Annotated in this window: 12 protein-coding genes; 6 read left to right on the plus strand and 6 right to left on the minus strand. The window is 59.7% G+C overall.

The features are described from left to right. Positions 1-2: 2 nt before the first annotated feature. Both ilvA and HMPREF3135_RS07295 read left to right on the plus strand, forming a co-directional pair. On the plus strand, positions 3-1,298 hold the full coding sequence (gene ilvA / locus HMPREF3135_RS07290; protein WP_049190440.1) for a threonine ammonia-lyase IlvA: 1,296 nt from the start codon (positions 3-5) through the stop codon (positions 1,296-1,298). A gap of 106 nt (positions 1,299-1,404) precedes the next feature. Next, a complete protein-coding gene (locus HMPREF3135_RS07295) occupies positions 1,405-5,085 on the plus strand; it encodes a hypothetical protein (protein ID WP_070438929.1) in 3,681 nt (1,226 codons plus the stop codon). On the opposite strand, the gene treZ is transcribed toward HMPREF3135_RS07295, so the two are convergent. Beyond that, a complete protein-coding gene (gene treZ, locus HMPREF3135_RS07300; protein WP_049190434.1) occupies positions 5,082-6,998 on the minus strand; it encodes a malto-oligosyltrehalose trehalohydrolase in 1,917 nt (638 codons plus the stop codon). The genes HMPREF3135_RS07295 and treZ overlap by 4 nt on opposite strands. A 139-nt stretch (positions 6,999-7,137) precedes the next feature. Between treZ and HMPREF3135_RS07305 the strand changes: the two genes are divergently transcribed. Next, positions 7,138-7,830 carry a YigZ family protein gene (locus HMPREF3135_RS07305; RefSeq protein ID WP_246818321.1) on the plus strand — a complete coding sequence of 231 codons (693 nt, stop codon included), beginning with the start codon at positions 7,138-7,140 and terminating at the stop codon, positions 7,828-7,830. A gap of 6 nt (positions 7,831-7,836) precedes the next feature. On the opposite strand, the gene HMPREF3135_RS07310 is transcribed toward HMPREF3135_RS07305, so the two are convergent. Then, positions 7,837-8,583, minus strand: a complete 747-nt coding sequence (locus tag HMPREF3135_RS07310; protein ID WP_016422973.1) for a helix-turn-helix domain-containing protein — start codon at positions 8,581-8,583, stop codon at positions 7,837-7,839. Positions 8,584-8,744: 161 nt separating this feature from the next. Here HMPREF3135_RS07310 and HMPREF3135_RS07315 point away from each other — a divergent pair, with 161 nt between their 5' ends. Together HMPREF3135_RS07315 and HMPREF3135_RS11170 are read left to right on the plus strand one after the other, a co-directional pair. Next, positions 8,745-8,981, plus strand: a complete 237-nt coding sequence (locus tag HMPREF3135_RS07315; protein ID WP_172620238.1) for a hypothetical protein — start codon at positions 8,745-8,747, stop codon at positions 8,979-8,981. Next, on the plus strand, positions 8,982-9,374 hold the full coding sequence (locus HMPREF3135_RS11170; protein ID WP_016422972.1) for an RNA-binding S4 domain-containing protein: 393 nt from the start codon (positions 8,982-8,984) through the stop codon (positions 9,372-9,374). Here the strand turns inward: HMPREF3135_RS11170 and HMPREF3135_RS07320 are convergent. The 3 genes from HMPREF3135_RS07320 to HMPREF3135_RS07330 form a co-directional block, all read right to left on the minus strand. After that, positions 9,322-10,488, minus strand: coding sequence for a GTP pyrophosphokinase (locus HMPREF3135_RS07320; RefSeq protein ID WP_049193989.1), 1,167 nt, complete (start codon positions 10,486-10,488; stop codon positions 9,322-9,324). The two genes, HMPREF3135_RS11170 and HMPREF3135_RS07320, sit on opposite strands and share 53 nt — an antisense overlap. After that, on the minus strand, positions 10,478-12,940 hold the full coding sequence (gene treY, locus HMPREF3135_RS07325; protein WP_016422970.1) for a malto-oligosyltrehalose synthase: 2,463 nt from the start codon (positions 12,938-12,940) through the stop codon (positions 10,478-10,480). Before treY ends, HMPREF3135_RS07320 begins: the two co-directional genes overlap by 11 nt. A 113-nt stretch (positions 12,941-13,053) precedes the next feature. Next, positions 13,054-14,697, minus strand: coding sequence for an exonuclease domain-containing protein (locus HMPREF3135_RS07330; protein WP_070438932.1), 1,644 nt, complete (start codon positions 14,695-14,697; stop codon positions 13,054-13,056). Between the two features lie 323 nt (positions 14,698-15,020). Here HMPREF3135_RS07330 and HMPREF3135_RS07335 point away from each other — a divergent pair, with 323 nt between their 5' ends. Beyond that, a complete protein-coding gene (locus HMPREF3135_RS07335) occupies positions 15,021-15,263 on the plus strand; it encodes a HigA family addiction module antitoxin (RefSeq protein ID WP_005510305.1) in 243 nt (80 codons plus the stop codon). A gap of 173 nt (positions 15,264-15,436) precedes the next feature. On the opposite strand, the gene glgX is transcribed toward HMPREF3135_RS07335, so the two are convergent. Next, positions 15,437-17,578, minus strand: coding sequence for a glycogen debranching protein GlgX (glgX, locus tag HMPREF3135_RS07340; RefSeq protein ID WP_069359176.1), 2,142 nt, complete (start codon positions 17,576-17,578; stop codon positions 15,437-15,439). Positions 17,579-17,596 lie beyond the last annotated feature (18 nt).

Consider the following 17,596-nt stretch of genomic DNA (forward strand, 5'->3'; position numbering starts at 1 on the left):
TCATGAGTGAGAATTCTGTGCCTGCTTCCCAGACCGAACGCCGACTTGTTCACGCGGCCGATATTCAGATTGCGCAGGCACGAATTTCTTCGGTTATTGCGGCCACTCCGCTGCAGTTCAGCCCACGTCTTTCCGAAATCACCGGTGCAAAGGTATTCCTCAAGCGGGAAGACCTCCAGGACGTGCGCTCGTACAAGATTCGCGGTGCCTACAACGCCATGGTTCAGGTTACCGACGAAGAGCGAGCAGCAGGCGTCGTTGCGGCATCTGCAGGAAACCACGCTCAAGGCGTGGCATATGCCTGCCGCCAGCTGGGTATTAAGGGGCGCATCTATGTGCCCAATGCCACGCCGAAGCAGAAGCGCGACCGTATCGCTTACCACGGCCGCGATGCCGTTGAGATTGTCGTTGTCGGGGACTCCTTCGATGAGGCCGCCGCTGCGGCGCGTGCTGACGCACAGCGCACTGGTGCCACCATGGTGGAGCCATTCGACTCCTTCAACACCATCGTCGGACAAGGCACTGTCGCAGCTGAAATTATTGCGCAGCTCTCCGGTCAGGGGTTGACTCTGGATACCATCTGCGTACCGGTCGGTGGCGGTGGTCTGCTCAGCGGTGTCACCTCTTACCTGTCGGATATGTCGCCGAACACCCAGGTCATGGGTGTGGAACCTGCGGGTGCGGCCTGCATGCGCGCAGCCCTGGAGAACAATGGCCCGATTACGCTGGGGCACACCGATCCGTTCGTCGATGGCGCCGCGGTGGCCCGTTTCGGTGACCTGCCATGGCACATCCTGGAGGCCAACCGCAACCGCGTTCATCCGATGATTGCGCCGGAGGGCGCGGTCTGTGAGGCGCAGCTGGATCTCTATCAGAACGAAGGGATCATCGCTGAGCCGGCCGGTGCGCTGTCTGTGGCAGCTCTGGAGCAGATGCAGTTTGAACCGGACGAGGTTGTTGTCTGCATCATCTCGGGCGGTAATAACGACGTGCTGCGCTATGCCGAGATCATGGAGCGCTCGCTGGTCTACCGCGGCCTCAAGCACTACTTCCTGGTCAACTTCCCGCAGAAGCCCGGCCAGCTGCGTATGTTCCTCAGCGATGTTCTCGGCCCGGATGACGACATCTCGCAGTTCGAGTACCTCAAGCGCAACAACCGCGAAACTGGCGCGGCTCTTGTCGGTATTGAGCTACGTCGTGCCTCTGACCTCGAGGAATTGCTGGCACGCATGGATGCCTCGCCGCTGAAGTGCCGCCGACTGGTACCCGGCACACCAGAGTATGACTTTTTGACCTAGACTTGCTGGGTCCAGCTGGGAAACCTCCGAGGAAGTCCTCCCAGCTTCGTTAATTAAATGAATCTTTTCGAGCAAGCTTTGTAGCGAAGGGGAGCGTCCACCCACTATGACTGGGGCAAGCAGTGTCGACCAGGGTGTCCGAGTGGAAAATACCGTGATTGTCGAAATGTGGCTGGCTGCCGCAGAGCAGGACCTGGCCACCCGGATTCCGGGTCTGCTGGAATCCGCCACACAGGCCAAAGTTGAGCCACTGTTTGTCTGGTCAGGGCTGGCGATGGACGAGGTTGAGCGTATCGACCGCTTCCTGGGAACGCTCCTGGCCCATCATCTGGTGGGTGGTACTGCTGCCGATATTGAAGCTGCGAAGAGTGTCGTTGACAATCACCCGCTGGTCACCCTTGCCTCGCTGGTAGGACGCGCCGCGCGTGTTGCGTCGGCAAGCGAAATGTGGCTGGACTGGCCAGCCGCTCTGCAGCTGGATCCAGACGCTGACACTACCGGCGCGCTCATCGAGCACCTCGCCGCCGCAGTGCCGACAATGCTGGCCAATGCTGGTTTGCCTAACGACGTCGACAGCAGCCAGGCCGACGCGGATCCGCTGCAGCGGGCAGCGCAGGTGCTTCTTCTGCACGCGGGTGTGCAGCTATCAGTGATGCCACTGATTATCGAGCGCTGTGAGGAGCTTGCGGGCGTATCGGAGCTATCCGACCCTTCATCAAATGACCTGGTACAGGCGCTGTCGAAGGTTCATCCGCTGCTCGAGGAGCTGCTGACCGAAATCGCAGAGGCGGAAGATGGTGTCTACCCACTGGCGCTGCGTCAGTTGGCCAGGACGGCACCTCGTCAGGCGCACAAGTTGTTTAAAGCAACCCTCGGCTACGCCATTGCCACCGCTGCCGATCCGGCCAACTGGGAGGCCCGGGAAGAACTCGGCCAGCTCGATGCGGGGCTGCCGCCCATGCTGGTGGCCGCTGCGCGTGAAGAGCTGCGTATGCGTCCGGCGGGTACTGCGAATCGTCGTGAAGCCGTGGGCGTGGTGGCAACGACCGGCCGCCCGCAGCTGTACTTCGATGAGCTGACGCAGACCGTTGGCGTACAGCTACCGACGCCGCTGGATCCGGCGGGACGGACCTGGCGTGTCACCTTCGGCGGCACGGTAGCAACGACGCCGGTGGTGGGCCTGCAGGATTCGCTGCCGCGTCCAGTGGTGACCATCGATGAGCCGGTGCGCGATGTGCTGGTGGAAATCGGCGATGAGAAGCACTGGCGAGTCCCCGCGATTAGCACTGAGGACCCGATTCTCATTTTCGGTGCCGACGGTCAGTCAGTCACAGACAAGGTCTCGCTACACTCGACGTCCGCTACGGTGGTCTACCCGGTTGATGCCACACTCGTTGACCCCGTCACAGGCGCTGAGGTGCCATTGCTATCGGACCCGCGCCCATTTAACTGGGAGCTGTGGCAAGTCGCTGAGATCGATCTCCGCGATGTTCATGCAGTTCAGGTTCGTCGGTCCGGGGCGGCCGGCGAGGTTCGGTCGGCATCCCCGCAGCGTCAACCGCGAATGACCATGCCTCACGCGCGTCTCGACGGCACGGTGTCTGCCTACGGCACCCCGGTTTACGCCGGTGGTCCGGTCGCTGTGTTCCCGCCGACGCTGTCCGGTAAGGACGAGTCCTGGCGTGCTATCGTCACCGATTTTGGTGGATATGGTGCGTTTACCACGGATTCCGTCATGGTCTATGACCTCGAGGTACCCGCCGCGGGTGGCGAGGTTGAGATTCTTACCGATGACGATTACCCGTGGGTCGGCGAGTTCGTGGTTCGTCTGGTCAATCCGCGTGGCCGCAGCTTCCAGAAGCACTTCGCCATTGCGGAGCAGGCAGACCTCACGATTACTTACAGCGGTGGTGGAGACGGCTTCCGCATCCCAACCATCGACGGGCTGAGCCCCGCTGACATCCGCGTTGTTTCCGGTGACAAGCCGCTTGACGCCGAGCCGGCTATCGTGCGCCTCGGGGCGGACGAAGTCACAGGTACCGTCGAGCTTTCCACCGAGGAGGGCGCATGGCTGCAGTTGCAGGTCACGCCAGGCACGCTGCAGTTTGAGGTTCCGCTTGCCGACGAATCCGTCGCCCGCCGCACCACTACATTGGTCACCCGCCCGAAGCGTGTCGATGCCTTCGGCAAGATTGTCGTCAATGCCCCGGGCGAGTTGCGCCATGCGCATGTTGCAGTTTCCAGCGGTGAGCGCGACATCTGTCGCGTCCCCATCAAGCGTTTCGGCGATACTGGCTACGCGGAGTTCGGCAAGTTTGCAGACCGTATCTCCCTACTGAAGGCTCTGCGCATCAGTTTGGACTGGACACGTGTGACGGGACGGAAGCGCCTGTCTGTACCACTGGTGGAGGCTTCCTCCCGCGATGCCATCCGCCAGATTGCCTTCAACGATGAAGCCACCGACATCATCGAGGTTGATGTCGCTGACGACGTTTCGCACTTGCCGATGACCCTGTGGCTCTGGGCCGCCGGTCAGCCGTGGCGCGAACCCGTCGCCTTGGAAGTCGTGGAGGGCGAATGCGAGCTTCCCGACGAGCTCCGCGGCCTCGGCCCATTCGTCGCGCAGGTGACTCTCGGTGTGGAAAAGGAACGCCACCCGCAGTGGCCGGCGGCCGGGTCGACCATTCTGAATCATGTCGATGATGCAGAGGCTATCGACCTCGATGGCGAGGACACCGATTCCGTTGCTCGCGCGCAGGAACTGTGGGGCGAGCTAAATCAGGATCAGCTCGCACGTTTGTGGACGCTACTGGCGACCTTGCGCGCTGGTCGTGCAACCGACATGGCGCAGGCGAATCCGCTGCTGGCCGCACCTAGGTTGGGTGCGATCTTGTGTGCCGAACCACGCGCCGGACTGGCAGCGTTGAACCGTTCAGTTATCGCGCTCGACGATCAGCCGGGTATGTTTATCGCCTCCGGACTCGTGCTGGGAGACTTCAGCGCTACTAAGCCAGTGCCAGGACGTCGCCGTGTGCCGTGGCTCGGTGCATTGGCAGCATTAGCGGATCTCACTGATGAGAGCGTGGACCGTTCTCGTCAGCTGGATTATCTGCGCACAACTGGTGGCCAGGGACTGCTGGACATTGCTGCCAGCGGCCAGGACACCACTCTGGAGTCCGCTACTATCGACCAGAGCTCGGTGCAGATTACCTCGCTGCCTGAAGCACAGGCCAGCGCTATTTTGTCGCAGGTCTTCGATCCTTACCGCATGGTTCCGGGTCCGCTGACCGACGATGACGCTCGCTTCACCGCAATCTACGAGGTGGTACGCAATCGTGCTGAGATTGTGGAATCCGGTGTGATGACCCAGCTTGCCGCCGCCTCTCGGGTGTTGTTTAAGACGGTGTCGAAGGCGTCTCCACGACTGCGCAAGGCGGTCAATGTGCGCTTCCACAAGCTCGACGGCATCGATGCGGATGATCCTTCGCTGCACTGGACTCTGGTGCCGGGAACGTCACTGCTTATTGCAGTGGCTGCCCGCGTATTGGCTCGTACTCAGGCTGAGAACTCTGATGCCAGTGTCGCCGTTGTCCGTGAGCTGATTCCGATGTGGGCTCAGCTGGCGGACCTGGTTCCGACGTTGGTGATGAGCGATATTCTCATCGCAGACGCGTTGGTGGCTCACGTCCTCCACGGTGACGTTACCGAGTTGCCGTGGCCAGCACCCGAGTTGGGTGCGGCGGATGAGGAAGAGTCCGGCACCGAGGCTGAAAGTCCGGCTGACTAGCTGAGCGAGACGACAGCGTAGCCCCACGCTGGAAGCGAGATTTCGGGACCGGCAGCTTCGTCATTGACGATGCTGGCTGCTGCGTCTTCAAAAGTGTGTAGCAGGTGGGCGGAACCGAACTCGGAATCCAGGCTGACGCTGGTTTCGGCGTCGGAGAAATTCGCAACCAAAGCGACAGTTTCAAAGGCATCCGAGTTTCGGGCACCCATTTCGCGCTCATCCTGGCTGCGCACAACGACGAGGCAACGATTGTCCTCGTCATACTCAGTCACCACAGATGCCGACCAGGGAGTGCGAAGCGACGGGTGGGACTTCCGCAGCGCGAAGAGATCGCGGTAGGCCGCCAGAATAGTGGCGTGCGAGTCCTCCGAGACCTCCTGCCAATTGAGCTTCGAGTGGTGGAAGGTCTCTGGATCCGATGGGTCGGATACCTCCTTCGGATCCCACCCGGCACGGGCAAACTCACGTAGGCGTCCCTCGCGCGTGAGCCGCTGCAGCTCCGGATCTTCATGGGAACAGAAGAAAGCAAACGGGGTAGAGGCGCCCCATTCCTCACCTTGGAAGAGCATCGGGGTGAAAGGACTGCAGGCGATAACTGCTGCCTTTAAAACCTGCTGCGCCGGGGTGAGGTTCATCGACGGACGGTCACCGACAGCGCGGTTTCCCGTTTGATCATGTGTGGTCGTGTACGTTACGAAAGCATGCATGGGCTGTACAGACAGGTCGAAGAGACGACCATGAGTGCGACCACGGAACGTCGACATTGTGCCCGTATGCCAGAAGCCAGTTTCCAAAGCACTAGCTAGCGCTTCCACCGACCCAAAGTCTGAGTAGTAGGCGTGGTCCTCGCCAGATACTAGCGTGTGCAGTGCATGGTGGACGTCATCATCCCACTGAGCGTTGAGGCCAAAGCCGCCGGCAGCGCGCGGGCGGACCAAACGCGGATCATTCTGGTCGGACTCTGCAATCAAAGAACGCGGAATACCAGTCTCGGCTGCGACAGTGTCTGCGACAACCTGCATCTGCTCCAGAATGTGGAATGCCCCCTCGTCATGCAGGGCATGGACTGCGTCCAGACGAAGACCGTCGACGTGGTAATCCACCAGCCATTGGCGCACTGCATCCAAAATATACGCACGCACCTCATCAGAGTTGTCGCCAGTGAGATTGACAACCTCACCCCAACCCGTCGAGCCACCAGCGGTGTAGGGGCCGAAAAATCCCACATAGTTGCCGTCTGGACCAAAGTGGTTAAAGACCACATCCAAGATGACAGCCAAACCCTTTCGGTGGCACGTATCAATCAGCTTCTGTAGACCCCGCGGGCCACCGTAGCCCTCGTGCACGCTGTGCCAGGACACACCGTCATAGCCCCAATTACGGTCACCACCGAAAGGCTGCACTGGCATCAGCTCAATATGTGTTACCCCCAGCTCAATCAGATGGTCTAGATGTTCCACCAAACCTTCGAAATCACCAGAATCGCTGAAGGTGCCCACATGCAGCTCATAAATCAGACCTCCTGGCAGAATCCGGCCCGACCAGGCCGAGTCCTTCCACTTATAGGCACCCAGGTCAACGACCTCGGAGAAACCATGCGGACCATCCGGCTGCGACTGGGAACGCGGATCTGGCAGCGGTATTGTCCAGTCACCGACAGCGGGGGAGGAGTGGTCCCCCGATTCGTCGTCAGGCGCGCCGTATCCCGCATGTGCCCGCAGCGAAAATGCGTAGCGATCCCCCGGTGTGCGAGCCACATCAGCTTCAAACCAACCAGAGTTGGCGCCGTAGTCATCGGTCGCGTCAGCGATGGGATGCATATCCAAAATCGCTGGCGCGTCAGGATTGCCCAACAGCAGACGGACTTCGGAAGCGTACGGGGCCCAGACTCGGTAGTTGCTCATGGGCACCATGGTAGGTCAGTCAGCGGATGGGCACAGGGGAACCGTTTTCGAACACCGCGGATTCGAGGGGAGTCAAAGGTGAGGTCGAGAAAAGTACCGAGCGGCGGTGATTGGGTGTGCACTAAGCCCATAGGCAACAATGGACACTATGACCACCGAGCCATCCACTTCGACCGAAGCGACGCAGAATCAGCGTGACATCGAGCTGATTGTCCCCGCCGGCGGTGACATCGTCACGAATGAAATCGAGATTAAGAAATCTCGCTTCATTACGTGGATCGCGCGTGCCGACGACGAAGACAGCGCCCGAGAGGTCATCAATTTGGCCAAGGCGGAGTACCCGGATGCTCGCCACCACTGCAGCGCATACATTCATGAGGTCGTCGGAGGGAATCGGGTGGAGCGATCTTCAGATGACGGTGAACCTGGTGGCACGGCAGGGCGCCCGATGCTCGATGTGCTCCAGGGCTCTGGAATGACGAATGTCACCGCCGTAGTGATCCGCTATTTTGGCGGCATCAAATTGGGCACGGGTGGGCTTGTGAGGGCCTATTCGGATTCGGTCTTAGAGTGTCTAGAAAAAGTCACGCGCATGCGGCGCGTGCAAAGAGCCTTGAGGGTAGTGAGTGTCTCCGCCGCAGATGCCGGTCGCATCGAAGCGGAATTGCGTGCTCGTGGTTATGAGATCGTGGAAACGCGGTGGGGCCAGAACGTGGAGTTTTCGATCGCGGTGACTGCCGAGGGGATTGCCCAGCTTGACGGCGAAATGCAGGCGCTGACTAAGGGAGCTAGCGAGCCGTCTACGGACGGTGGCGAAATCTGGTGGGAGCTGCGCGCTTAACAGCCGCTAACCCTGGTTCGGGGATTCCTCGCCGTTGTGTGCGCCGCGATGGCGCTTGAGAATTTCCACCAGTTCGTCCTTATTTTCCGCAATCTTTTCTGGCCGACCGAAAACGCAGACTGCCGCGACAGTAGCACCGTCTTCCTCCACTGCGATAGAGACACCGTCAACGCCACCGCCTTCGGCAATACCCGGGGCAGCACAGACGCCGGTCTCTGCGATTTCCCCGGCCTGGCGGAGGAAATCATCCACATAGACCTGGTCTTCCGGCCGCGCGGAGTTCAGGTAGGACCACAGTTCGCGCTTTTCAAACCGACTCATCAAAACCCAACCTGCAGAGGTGCGCAACAGCGAGCGCGGCAGGAAGTTCTCCGTCAGGTACTGGTAGCGCATGGATTCACCGACGGTTTTGAGGTAGAAAAGCTTGCCACCAACCGGCAGTGCCAGCACGGTAATCAAGCCAGTTTCGTTGTGAATCGCCTCGAGCTCAGCCGTCGGAACGTTGACCATGCGACGACCGGCCATGACATTGAGCAGAAACGGCGCCATGCCGAGCGTGTAACGCTTGTTGGACTCGTCAAGGTAACCTGTCACAGTCAGACCGTTGACAAGGCCCTGCGTGGTACTGAGCGGATAGTTCAGCGTGTGGGCGATGTCAGTGAGGGTTAGACCTTCGTTAGAGCGCGCAACGAGTTCGAGGATCGCCGCAACGCGGTCGACCATGCGGTGGCGGGGGCGGACAGTTTCTGTCATAGGACTAACACTAGCAATCAACCTACGCCATTGTGTTAATTACCTACCCAAATAGGAATATCTAGCAGGTTTGCTATAGCTGTAGAAATTTTTCCCGAATTGTACGCCCTATCGACCTATGCGATGCGTCAGGGCGACCAGAACGCTCTAATATGTACTCCATGAGCTATCTTCAGCCCCAACCTCAGAACCCCATTGAGCTCCGTAAGAACGCGGTGCGAAAGTACTCCCGCAATGCCGTTGTATGGGCAGGCAGCGGTGTCGTCGGCGGTGCAGTGCTCGGACTTCTAGCCGGAAGCATGTCCCTATTCCTCATCCTGGCAGTAGTCGGCCTGGTCGGTGGTTTTCTCAATTGGCAAAAGGTTCAGCGGATTGTGAACTACAAGGATCCGCAGTAAATGCCTGCTCAGCAGCAATTGTCTACCGAACCAGTGCGTATCGATGCCTGGATTTGGGCGGTCAGGTTGCTGAAAACTCGCTCATTGGCCGCAGATGCGTGCCGTGGCGGCCACGTCAAAGTCAACGGCGAAGCCGTGAAACCCTCAGTTCTGGTCGTCCCAGGGGACAGAGTGCGACTGTGGGCAAACCACCGCGAACACATTGTTGAGGTCACCAAGACGGTGAAGAAGCGGGTCGGAGCTCCGGTGGCCAGGCAGTGCTATATCGACCACTCTCCGCCACCGCCTCCGAGGGAGATTCTCGCATCGATGCCGATGCGCGATCGCGGTGCCGGGCGGCCTACGAAGCGCGATCGCCGTCAGCTCGATCGTCTTCGGGGACGTCGCTCATAGGCATCCCGGCCTCCGCTAGTTGCTGCAACCGTGCGCGCAAACGGGCTGGTCGACGCTTCGGGTTATGGCTGGTATCTGCAGTGGCCTTGATGTGCTTTTCACCGCGAGCCGCTAGTAGTAGGTCATCGATAACACGCACATGGCCTGGGTTAAAGCGGTACTTCATGGCCTTGCTTACCGCACTGAGGCGCTGTGGATTAAGTAGCTCTCGCAGCTGCCCGACAGTGCGAATGCCATTGCGCTCCAGCAGTTCTTCTGCCCAGCCGTAATGTTCTGATTTCGATCGGGGCGCATCTGGAAGCAGCATCGTCAGCACGCCGGGTAGGGTTTCCTCAGTCACCACAATGTCATCGGCTGTGGTCTTTGCCGGAGCTGAGGGCTGTTTGCCCTCTCCCTGCGCGGAATCGTCCGGCGTGGATTCCTCCAGCACGGCAACGACTTGGTCGAACTGCTGATCCGCGAGCTCAATAAGGCCAGCGGCCAGCGCAAAAGCTCGATCAATCCGCGGGTCTGTCGCTCCCTCAGGGGCCTTATAGCGAATATCGTGCTCAAATTCCGCCCACGCATGCTGCAGCACAGTGCGCAGTTGCACCTCAAACTGCATATCCGCATATGGAGCTAGCTCTGACGGCGCCGCCGTCGACACCTTGCAGATCAAGTGCTGGGAGCCGTATCCCAACCGGCCGCTGATTCGTGTCTCCGCGGTTTTGTCAATCCTACGCAGCACAGTCAGCGAATCTCCCAGCGCATCCATAATCGCGGGAATCTCCGTCGAATGGTACGTGGTTACACGCACACCGATGATGTCGTGGATACCGTGCCACGGGTCAGGGTAGACGTAGCTGCCATCCGCTTCACGACGCAGGGCCTTCTGCCGCAATGAGCGGAAAGACTTCACCCGCGCCGTGACATTGTCAAACGCCAAACCGGCATCGGAGAGAATCTCTTTAATCGCATCGACAAAGTCCTGCGCGGCGGTGGGGTGCCGAGTTGCCCACGAGTCGTACTTCGACTGCAGCGCACGTGTAACCTCTCGATCCTCCGCCAACTGAGCCTTGCGGGTCTGATCGCGGGAACCGTCGGCAAGCGAATCCTTCATTCGATTAGTCGTCATCGTCCTCGCGTACCAGCAGTGCTACTGGGAAGGAGCTGAACAGAGAAGCCACGGCGATGGTGCCCGACCAGGTATGGCCGGTGAAACGGTCGGTCCAAAATCCCTTGGGAAGTGTCACTGTAGTGTCGCCCCAACCGCCTTCGCGCTGCAGTCCCAGCGGACGGCGCGTCACCAGCGCGATAACATCTTCGGGCTCGCCCTTCGGTCCACGCGCCGCGCCGACCAGATGACGCTCGCCCACACCAACGGCGAATACTGGCTGGTAGGCACCGCCAACGAAGGACTCCGGGCGTTCCGCACGCAGCTTCACGCCGTGGTGAGTCACCATCAGCTTTGCGACGTCCGCATCGGCATCCGTAAAGTCCTCCGGCAGCTCAGCTGGGTGCTCTGGACTCTTAGTCACCGACGTGACCTCATCGCGGGCAACCTTATCCAGCGCCGCGACGCGCGCATCATAGTCGACGAAGCGGCGGTTGTCGGGATCAACCAGGGAGTCCTCGGTGAACTCCGTCCCCTGGTAGGTATCGGGGATGCCGGGGCCGACAAGCTGGAGGAGCTTGCGCGACAGAGACGTGGTCAGGGCAGCGGGCGCAATGGAGCGGACGAACTCTGTGATGGAGTCGGTCAGGGGGCCGTCGAGAAGCGCGTCAATCCAGCTGCGGATGCCGAGTTCGAACTCCTCGACCGGCTCCGTCCAGGAGGTGTGCACATCTGCCTCGCGGATAGCCTTGATGGCGTAGTCGTGGAGGCGTTCGCGCAGTTCATCGGTAATTACGCCGTCGGTCGGCCAGACTCCGATGATGTTCTGCAGCAGGAAGTAGCCGGTGGCATCGTCCGGGGCGGGGGTGATGGCCATCCAGTTGCGAACATTTTCAGCCCAGTCGCCGGAGACATCGGAGAGCTGGAGAATGCGGGCTCGGACATCTTCGCCGCGCTTGGTGTCGTGCGTGGACAGCGTGGTCATGGTTCGTGGCCAGAGGCGAGCACGTTCCGACTGCAACAGGTGGAATTCCGCTGCCGACATACCGTAGCGACCGAGATCACCGCCAACTTCGTTCAGGCTGATCAGGCGACAGGCGCGGTAGAAGGTGGTGTCTTCGACACCCTTTGCCATGACCGCGCCACAGACCTGCGCGAACCGCGTGGCGGCCTCACCACCGGCTACTAAACCTGCCGAAATGAGGTCGAGAGCAAAGACGCGCGAGGGGAAACGCGCTGCCATTTCGCCAATGACCGTGGAAGCCACTCGCGACAGGGAGACATAGTCCGAACGGTAGACAGGCATGGCAGCGACCAGCTTGCAGATGGTGTCGATAAGTACCTCATCGCTGACGCTGGTACCGCTGATAGACCAGTTATCGCGGCGCAGGGCGCGCGCTAGACGACGGACCTCCGCAGCCAGCTCGTGAGCCGCGACATCGTGCTTGAGAGCCTGCGCAGTTGCCTGCACGGCAGTCTTGTCCCAGGTTGAGCCGGACTGCTGCAGAGCCAACATGCTCATGGCGTCTCGGGAGTCGCGGTTGACGAAGACATTGTCGAACTCACGCAGGGCGTCGTAACCCGTGGTGCCGTCAACCTGGAGCCTCGGATCCAGTGGCTCTTCGGCACCCAGAATCTTCTCGATAACCAGCCACTTGTCATCGCCGAGTAGACGGCGCAGCTCACTGAGGTATCCGAATGGGTTGCTGAGGCCATCCGGGTGGTCAATGCGGACACCGTCAATGATGTCCGCAGCTAGCAGCTCGCGGATGATGCGGTGTGTGTGCTCGAATACCACCGGGTTTTCCTGGCGGATGCCGGCCAGACCGTTGACGCTGAAGAATCGACGGTAGCCAATGACCCCGTCCTTCCAGTACATCAGACGATAGGCCTGGCGATCATGTACTTCCTGCGGGGTGCCGTCCTCGGTGCCGGGGCGCACCGGGAATGTGTTGTCGTAGTAACGCAGAAGTGGCTCGTCGCCAGAGGTGTCGAGCTCCAGCTTGTCGATATCCTCCGGGGATCCCAGAATCGGCAACCCCATCTTGCCGTTGGCACCGTTGTCCTCGTGCCAGTCGATATCGAAGTATGGCTCGAACTGAGAATCCTTGCCATAGGTCAGAACGTCCCACCACCAGGCATTGAGCTTGGGCTCCTCAACACCGAGGTGGTTCGGTACCAGGTCGATAATGATGCCCAGACCGGCCTTGTGCGCCACCTGCGCGAGCTTCTGCAGCTCTTCCATGCCGCCGAGCTCCGGGTTCACTGTCGTCGGATCGATGACATCGTAGCCATGGTTAGACTCCGGTACGGCGGTGAGGATAGGCGACAGATACAGGTGTGAAATTCCGAGGTCTGCCAAGTAGCCGACCTGTTCAGCCGCGTCAGCGAACGTGAAAGCGCGCCCGTTTGGGTCGGCCTTGGGGCCACGGAGTTGGAGACGGTAGGTGGACGTAATTGGTCGGCGACTCATGTTCCCCTTTATACCGCCCACCAGGAAAAGCTGCTGCCTGACCGCTGTGGCAGCAGCTAGCCCCAGAGTCTGCACCCGCCGTCCGAATGCGAATTTTTTCTCGTGAACGTGGCCTAGAAGGGTGGCATTCCGTCATCGCCCGGCAGGGAAGTGGAACCAAACATTGGAACCGACTCACTGGAGTTGTCCCCGGTGCTGGCGCTAGGTGTTCCTTCCGCAGTGTCTCCCGCTTCGGACGCGCCATCCTCTTCCGGATTCAGCCCGAGTGCGGTGAAGAGCTCCTTCTCAGTCCAGATCTGGATTTCCTGGCCTTCGGCCTGCAGCTGTCGAGCCCTCTTCTCCTTCGACGTCACCGAATCCCACGGACCGGCGACCAAAATGGTCGTTTTCTTCGTGACACCCTTATTGATATTCGCACCTGCAAAGGCAATCTTGTCCCACAGAAAGCCCTTGTCATACGGTGCAAAATCACCGGTCAGTGTCACCCGCTGCTGGTACAACAGGCCGCTTGGATCCGCGTCCGGATTCGGGTCTGGAATGGTGTCCGGTGTCTTGGCCGCATCCCATTTCGCATTGCGACGCGGCCGTCGTGACGGCGCGGAACTGCCGGACTGCGCACCAGCACCAGCACCAGTTCCCGCGTTGGTCCCGGCACCAGTGCTGGCGACACCAGCCGGGTCATAGCGCACCATCCGCACTCGTCCACTGCCAATCTGGCCCAAGCTCAGCGAGACCTTCTGGCTCAAATCAGCCACCGATGTTGCGCGCTGCTGCTCCATCAACCACAGCGCTACCTCAGCACATGCGACCGCATCGGCCGTCGCATCATGATGATTCTCCAGCGACGTCCCCGCGGCCTCCGCCAATGTCGGCAGCTTCAAGTTGGGCAGCCCCAACTGCATCTGCCGAGCCCACATATAAGTACACGCAAAATTCAACTTCGGTGCTGGAATGCCTTCCGCCCAGCACGCCCGCGACAGGGCTGTGAAATCAAACCGCGCATTGTGAGCAACTACGTCCAAATCCCCAACGACGTCAACAAACTTCGCCAGCTGCTCCGGAAATGACGGCTCACCGGCCACATCCGCCGCTGTGATGCCATGAATCGCGACATTGGCTTCATCAAAATACTCCAGCCCCTTTGGCGGACGGCACATCCAGGAATAACGATCCGTCACCTTCCCGCCACGCACGACCGCAACACCAAGCTGAATAATCGAGCCGGTGTCTTCGTTCGCTGTCTCTACATCGAACGCCGCAAACGGTGCGATGTCTGACACCGCAACCTCATCCCCAGTAGGAAGCGGTGCAAAAGGCACAGAGTGCTTTACGACGTCGCCCGCGCCCTCAACCACACTCACGCCTTCGGTGACCGCCGCGCGCTGTGCCACCCACGGCATCAACGTGGAAGTAAAAGCATCTGCTGAGTTGTAGAACTCCGGATTCTTGGCCATCTCCGCCACGAGGTCTGCCAGCAACTGCGCTGCTGCCTGACGATGAGACATCACACGGGCCTTTGGCAAAGCTACTCCGAGGTCTACCGTGCCGGGGAAGAAGCGGTTGGCCGGAGTGTAGACACCGTTTTTACTTGCCGATGCGACCTCGGCAACGTCGGCAAGCGGGAGGGGCTTCGCGGGGGCGGTGCTAGCCGTGTTGATGGTGTGGGTAAGGTGGAGCCCATCTGCGGTAATAGTCACCGTGTCGCCGGTGAGCTCGAAGACGACGGCGGGCTCGGAGGATGGCGTGGTCGTAGTCATGCACTAGATGGTAGCGCCGATGGCGGATTGAGCCCCATAGAGGCTGCGGTACCTGCGGCTGTCGCCGAGTACATGTGGCTTCCGACAATGTGGAAATGTCCACAGAAATAGGAATATTTATGGAGTGTTCGGACAGTGGGGGTGTCTGTACCCCTGAAAACCACATGTTTTGGGAGATTAAATGTCCGGATGCATTTTGAGCGGGCGCTCCTTATACTTTTCGACGAACGGCGGTAACTGGTCGTTCGAGCTTTCGAGCTCAAGCGAAGGGCAAAGCGGAAACAACGTATGCCAGTGAAGCGATGAAATAAGGAGTAAACATTTTGAGCACGCATCCTGTGCACCCTGGTTCTATCTTGAACGATAATTTCCTCGAGCCGCGACACCTCTCTATCTACCGACTGGCTCTTGCCATCGGCGTGCCAAGCTCAACTCTGGAGCGCTTTCGCACCGGCCGCACTGCGGTCACTACTGACCTCGCAAATCGACTGTCCGACTACTTTGACACCGAGCCGGAGTACTGGTTGAACTCTCAGGCGGAGTTCAATATGCGCGCATCTGCGTAAGAAGACTTCACGCCAGCTCGGCTCCCGCGGTGCTGTGTTGACCCAAACCCTGTTTTGAGTTGAACTCAGAGCCGAAAAATCCCCTGTCAGTGGAAGAAAAGTCTTCCGCCGACAGGGGATTTTTGTGTAGGAACAAACCCAGGCCCAGGCCCCTACACCCAACGCGGATGCGGCTAGTGCCGCTCGATCAGCACGATGGTAGAACGGGCTGGCACGCGGAGCTCGCCTTCTGGCTCAACGATGCGCTCGCGGGTCGGGCGACCCGTGATCTCTGTGGTGTCGATGATGACTTCCCAGCTGTGTGCGTATTCGGTGCCCGGAATTTGGAACATGATGTCTTCGTGGTGGGCGTTGAAGCACAGCAGGAAGGAGTCATCTTCAATCCTGTGACCTCGGCGATCAGGCTCAGTGATGGCATCGCCGTTGAGCCAGACCATCAACGACTTGCCGAAGTCGAAGTTCCAGTCATCGGTCGTCATGACACGACCCTCATAGGTCAGCCAGGCAATGTCACGATCGTCGGTTTCCGCACCGAGCGGGCCACCGCGCAGGAACCGGCGGCGTCGGAAGACTGGGTGCTCCGCACGCAGCTCAGTCAGGAACTGGGTGTATTCGACCAGTTCAGAGTTGGTACGAGTCTGATTCCAGTCGACCCAGGCCAAACGGTTGTCCTGGCAGTAGACGTTGTTGTTGCCCTTCTGGCCACGTCCCATTTCGTCACCGTGGCTAATCATCGGAGTGCCCTGGGACAGCAGGAGAGTGGTCAGGAAGTTACGACGCTGGCGGGCGCGCAGCGAAATGATGCGCTCGTCGTCGGTCGGGCCTTCCACACCGCAGTTCCACGAACGGTTGTGGGACTCGCCATCGCGGTTGTCCTCGCCGTTGGACATATTGTGCTTCTCGTTGTAGCTGACCAAGTCGTTGAGGGTGAAACCGTCATGCGCGGTCACGAAGTTAATCGACGCAGTTGGGCGGCGGTCATTGTTTGCATACAGGTCCGAGGAACCGGTGATACGTGAAGCGAACTCGCCGAGCGTGGATGGCTCACCGCGCCAGAAGTCGCGAATAGTGTCACGGTACTTACCGTTCCATTCAGTCCACTGCGGTGGGAAGTTGCCGACCTGGTAGCCGCCTTCGCCGACATCCCACGGCTCTGCGATGAGCTTGACCTGGCTGACAATCGGATCCTGCTGCACCAAGTCAAAGAAGGCGGAGAGGCGATCGACATCGTGGAATTCTCGAGCCAAGGTGGAGGCCAAATCGAAGCGGAAGCCGTCGACATGCATCTCGGAGACCCAGTAACGCAGCGAATCCATAATCAGCTGCAGGGAGTGCGGGTGGCGCACATTGAGGGAGTTACCGGTACCGGTGTAGTCCATGTAGTGCTGGCGATCGCCTTCGACCAGGCGGTAGTAGGCCTCGTTGTCGATGCCTCGGAAGCAGATGGTTGGGCCCATGTGGTTGCCCTCGGCGGTGTGGTTGTAGACCACGTCGAGGATGACCTCAATGCCCGCATCGTGAAATGCGCGCACCATGCCCTTGAACTCGCTGACTGCGCCACCTGGCTTTTGGGAAGCCGAGTAGTCCTGGTGCGGTGCCAGGAAGCCGAAGGTGTTGTAGCCCCAGTAGTTGCGCAGCCCCTTTTCGCGCAGGTGGTCGTCCTGGAGGAACTGGTGGACCGGCATCAGTTCGATAGCCGTGACACCAAGGTCCTTGAGGTAGTCAATAATCGCCGGATGCGCGAGACCGGCATAGGTACCACGTAGCTCCTCCGGGATATCCGGGTGAGTCATGGTCATGCCCTTGACGTGGGCTTCGTAAATCACGGTCTCGTTGTACGGCGTGCGAGGTGCGCGGTCAGCGCCCCAGTCGAAGAATGGGTTGATGACCACGGAGGTCATGGTGTGTCCCAGGCTGTCCTCGGTGTTGCGCTTCGAGTGGTCATGAATGTCATAGTTGAACAGTGATGGGTGACCGTCGAATTCGCCGTCGAAAGCCTTGGCGTATGGGTCGACCAGCAGCTTGTTGGGGTCGCAACGCTTACCGTTGGCCGGATCGAATGGGCCGTGTACGCGGTAGGCGTAGCGCTGGCCCGGCATGATGGACGGGATGTAGCAGTGCCAGATATGCGCATCGACTTCTTCCAACTCAATGCGTGTTTCTTCGCCTTCGGCGCTAATCAGACAAAGCTCAACCTTTTCCGCAACGTCGGAAAAGAGTGCAAAGTTGGTGCCAGCGCCGTCGTAGGTAGATCCGAGCGGGTAAGGCTCACCCGGCCATACTTGATAATCGCCGACTGTATTTGCTTGGTTCATGTGACTACCTTAACCGTT

Source organism: Corynebacterium sp. HMSC14H10 (assembly GCF_001807105.1).
Taxonomy (GTDB): domain Bacteria; phylum Actinomycetota; class Actinomycetes; order Mycobacteriales; family Mycobacteriaceae; genus Corynebacterium; species Corynebacterium jeikeium_D.

Excerpts from the sequence above, each read along its gene's own strand:
- ilvA (WP_049190440.1), top strand. The coding sequence starts at position 3 with ATGAGTGAGAATTCTGTGCCTGCTTCCCAGACCGAACGCCGACTTGTT.
- HMPREF3135_RS07295 (WP_070438929.1), top strand. The coding sequence starts at position 1,405 with ATGACTGGGGCAAGCAGTGTCGACCAGGGTGTCCGAGTGGAAAATACC.
- treZ (WP_049190434.1), bottom strand. The coding sequence starts at position 6,998 with ATGGTGCCCATGAGCAACTACCGAGTCTGGGCCCCGTACGCTTCCGAA.
- HMPREF3135_RS07305 (WP_246818321.1), top strand. The coding sequence starts at position 7,138 with ATGACCACCGAGCCATCCACTTCGACCGAAGCGACGCAGAATCAGCGT.
- HMPREF3135_RS07310 (WP_016422973.1), bottom strand. The coding sequence starts at position 8,583 with ATGACAGAAACTGTCCGCCCCCGCCACCGCATGGTCGACCGCGTTGCG.
- HMPREF3135_RS07315 (WP_172620238.1), top strand. The coding sequence starts at position 8,745 with ATGAGCTATCTTCAGCCCCAACCTCAGAACCCCATTGAGCTCCGTAAG.
- HMPREF3135_RS11170 (WP_016422972.1), top strand. The coding sequence starts at position 8,982 with ATGCCTGCTCAGCAGCAATTGTCTACCGAACCAGTGCGTATCGATGCC.
- HMPREF3135_RS07320 (WP_049193989.1), bottom strand. The coding sequence starts at position 10,488 with ATGACGACTAATCGAATGAAGGATTCGCTTGCCGACGGTTCCCGCGAT.
- treY (WP_016422970.1), bottom strand. The coding sequence starts at position 12,940 with ATGAGTCGCCGACCAATTACGTCCACCTACCGTCTCCAACTCCGTGGC.
- HMPREF3135_RS07330 (WP_070438932.1), bottom strand. The coding sequence starts at position 14,697 with ATGACTACGACCACGCCATCCTCCGAGCCCGCCGTCGTCTTCGAGCTC.
- glgX (WP_069359176.1), bottom strand. The coding sequence starts at position 17,578 with ATGAACCAAGCAAATACAGTCGGCGATTATCAAGTATGGCCGGGTGAG.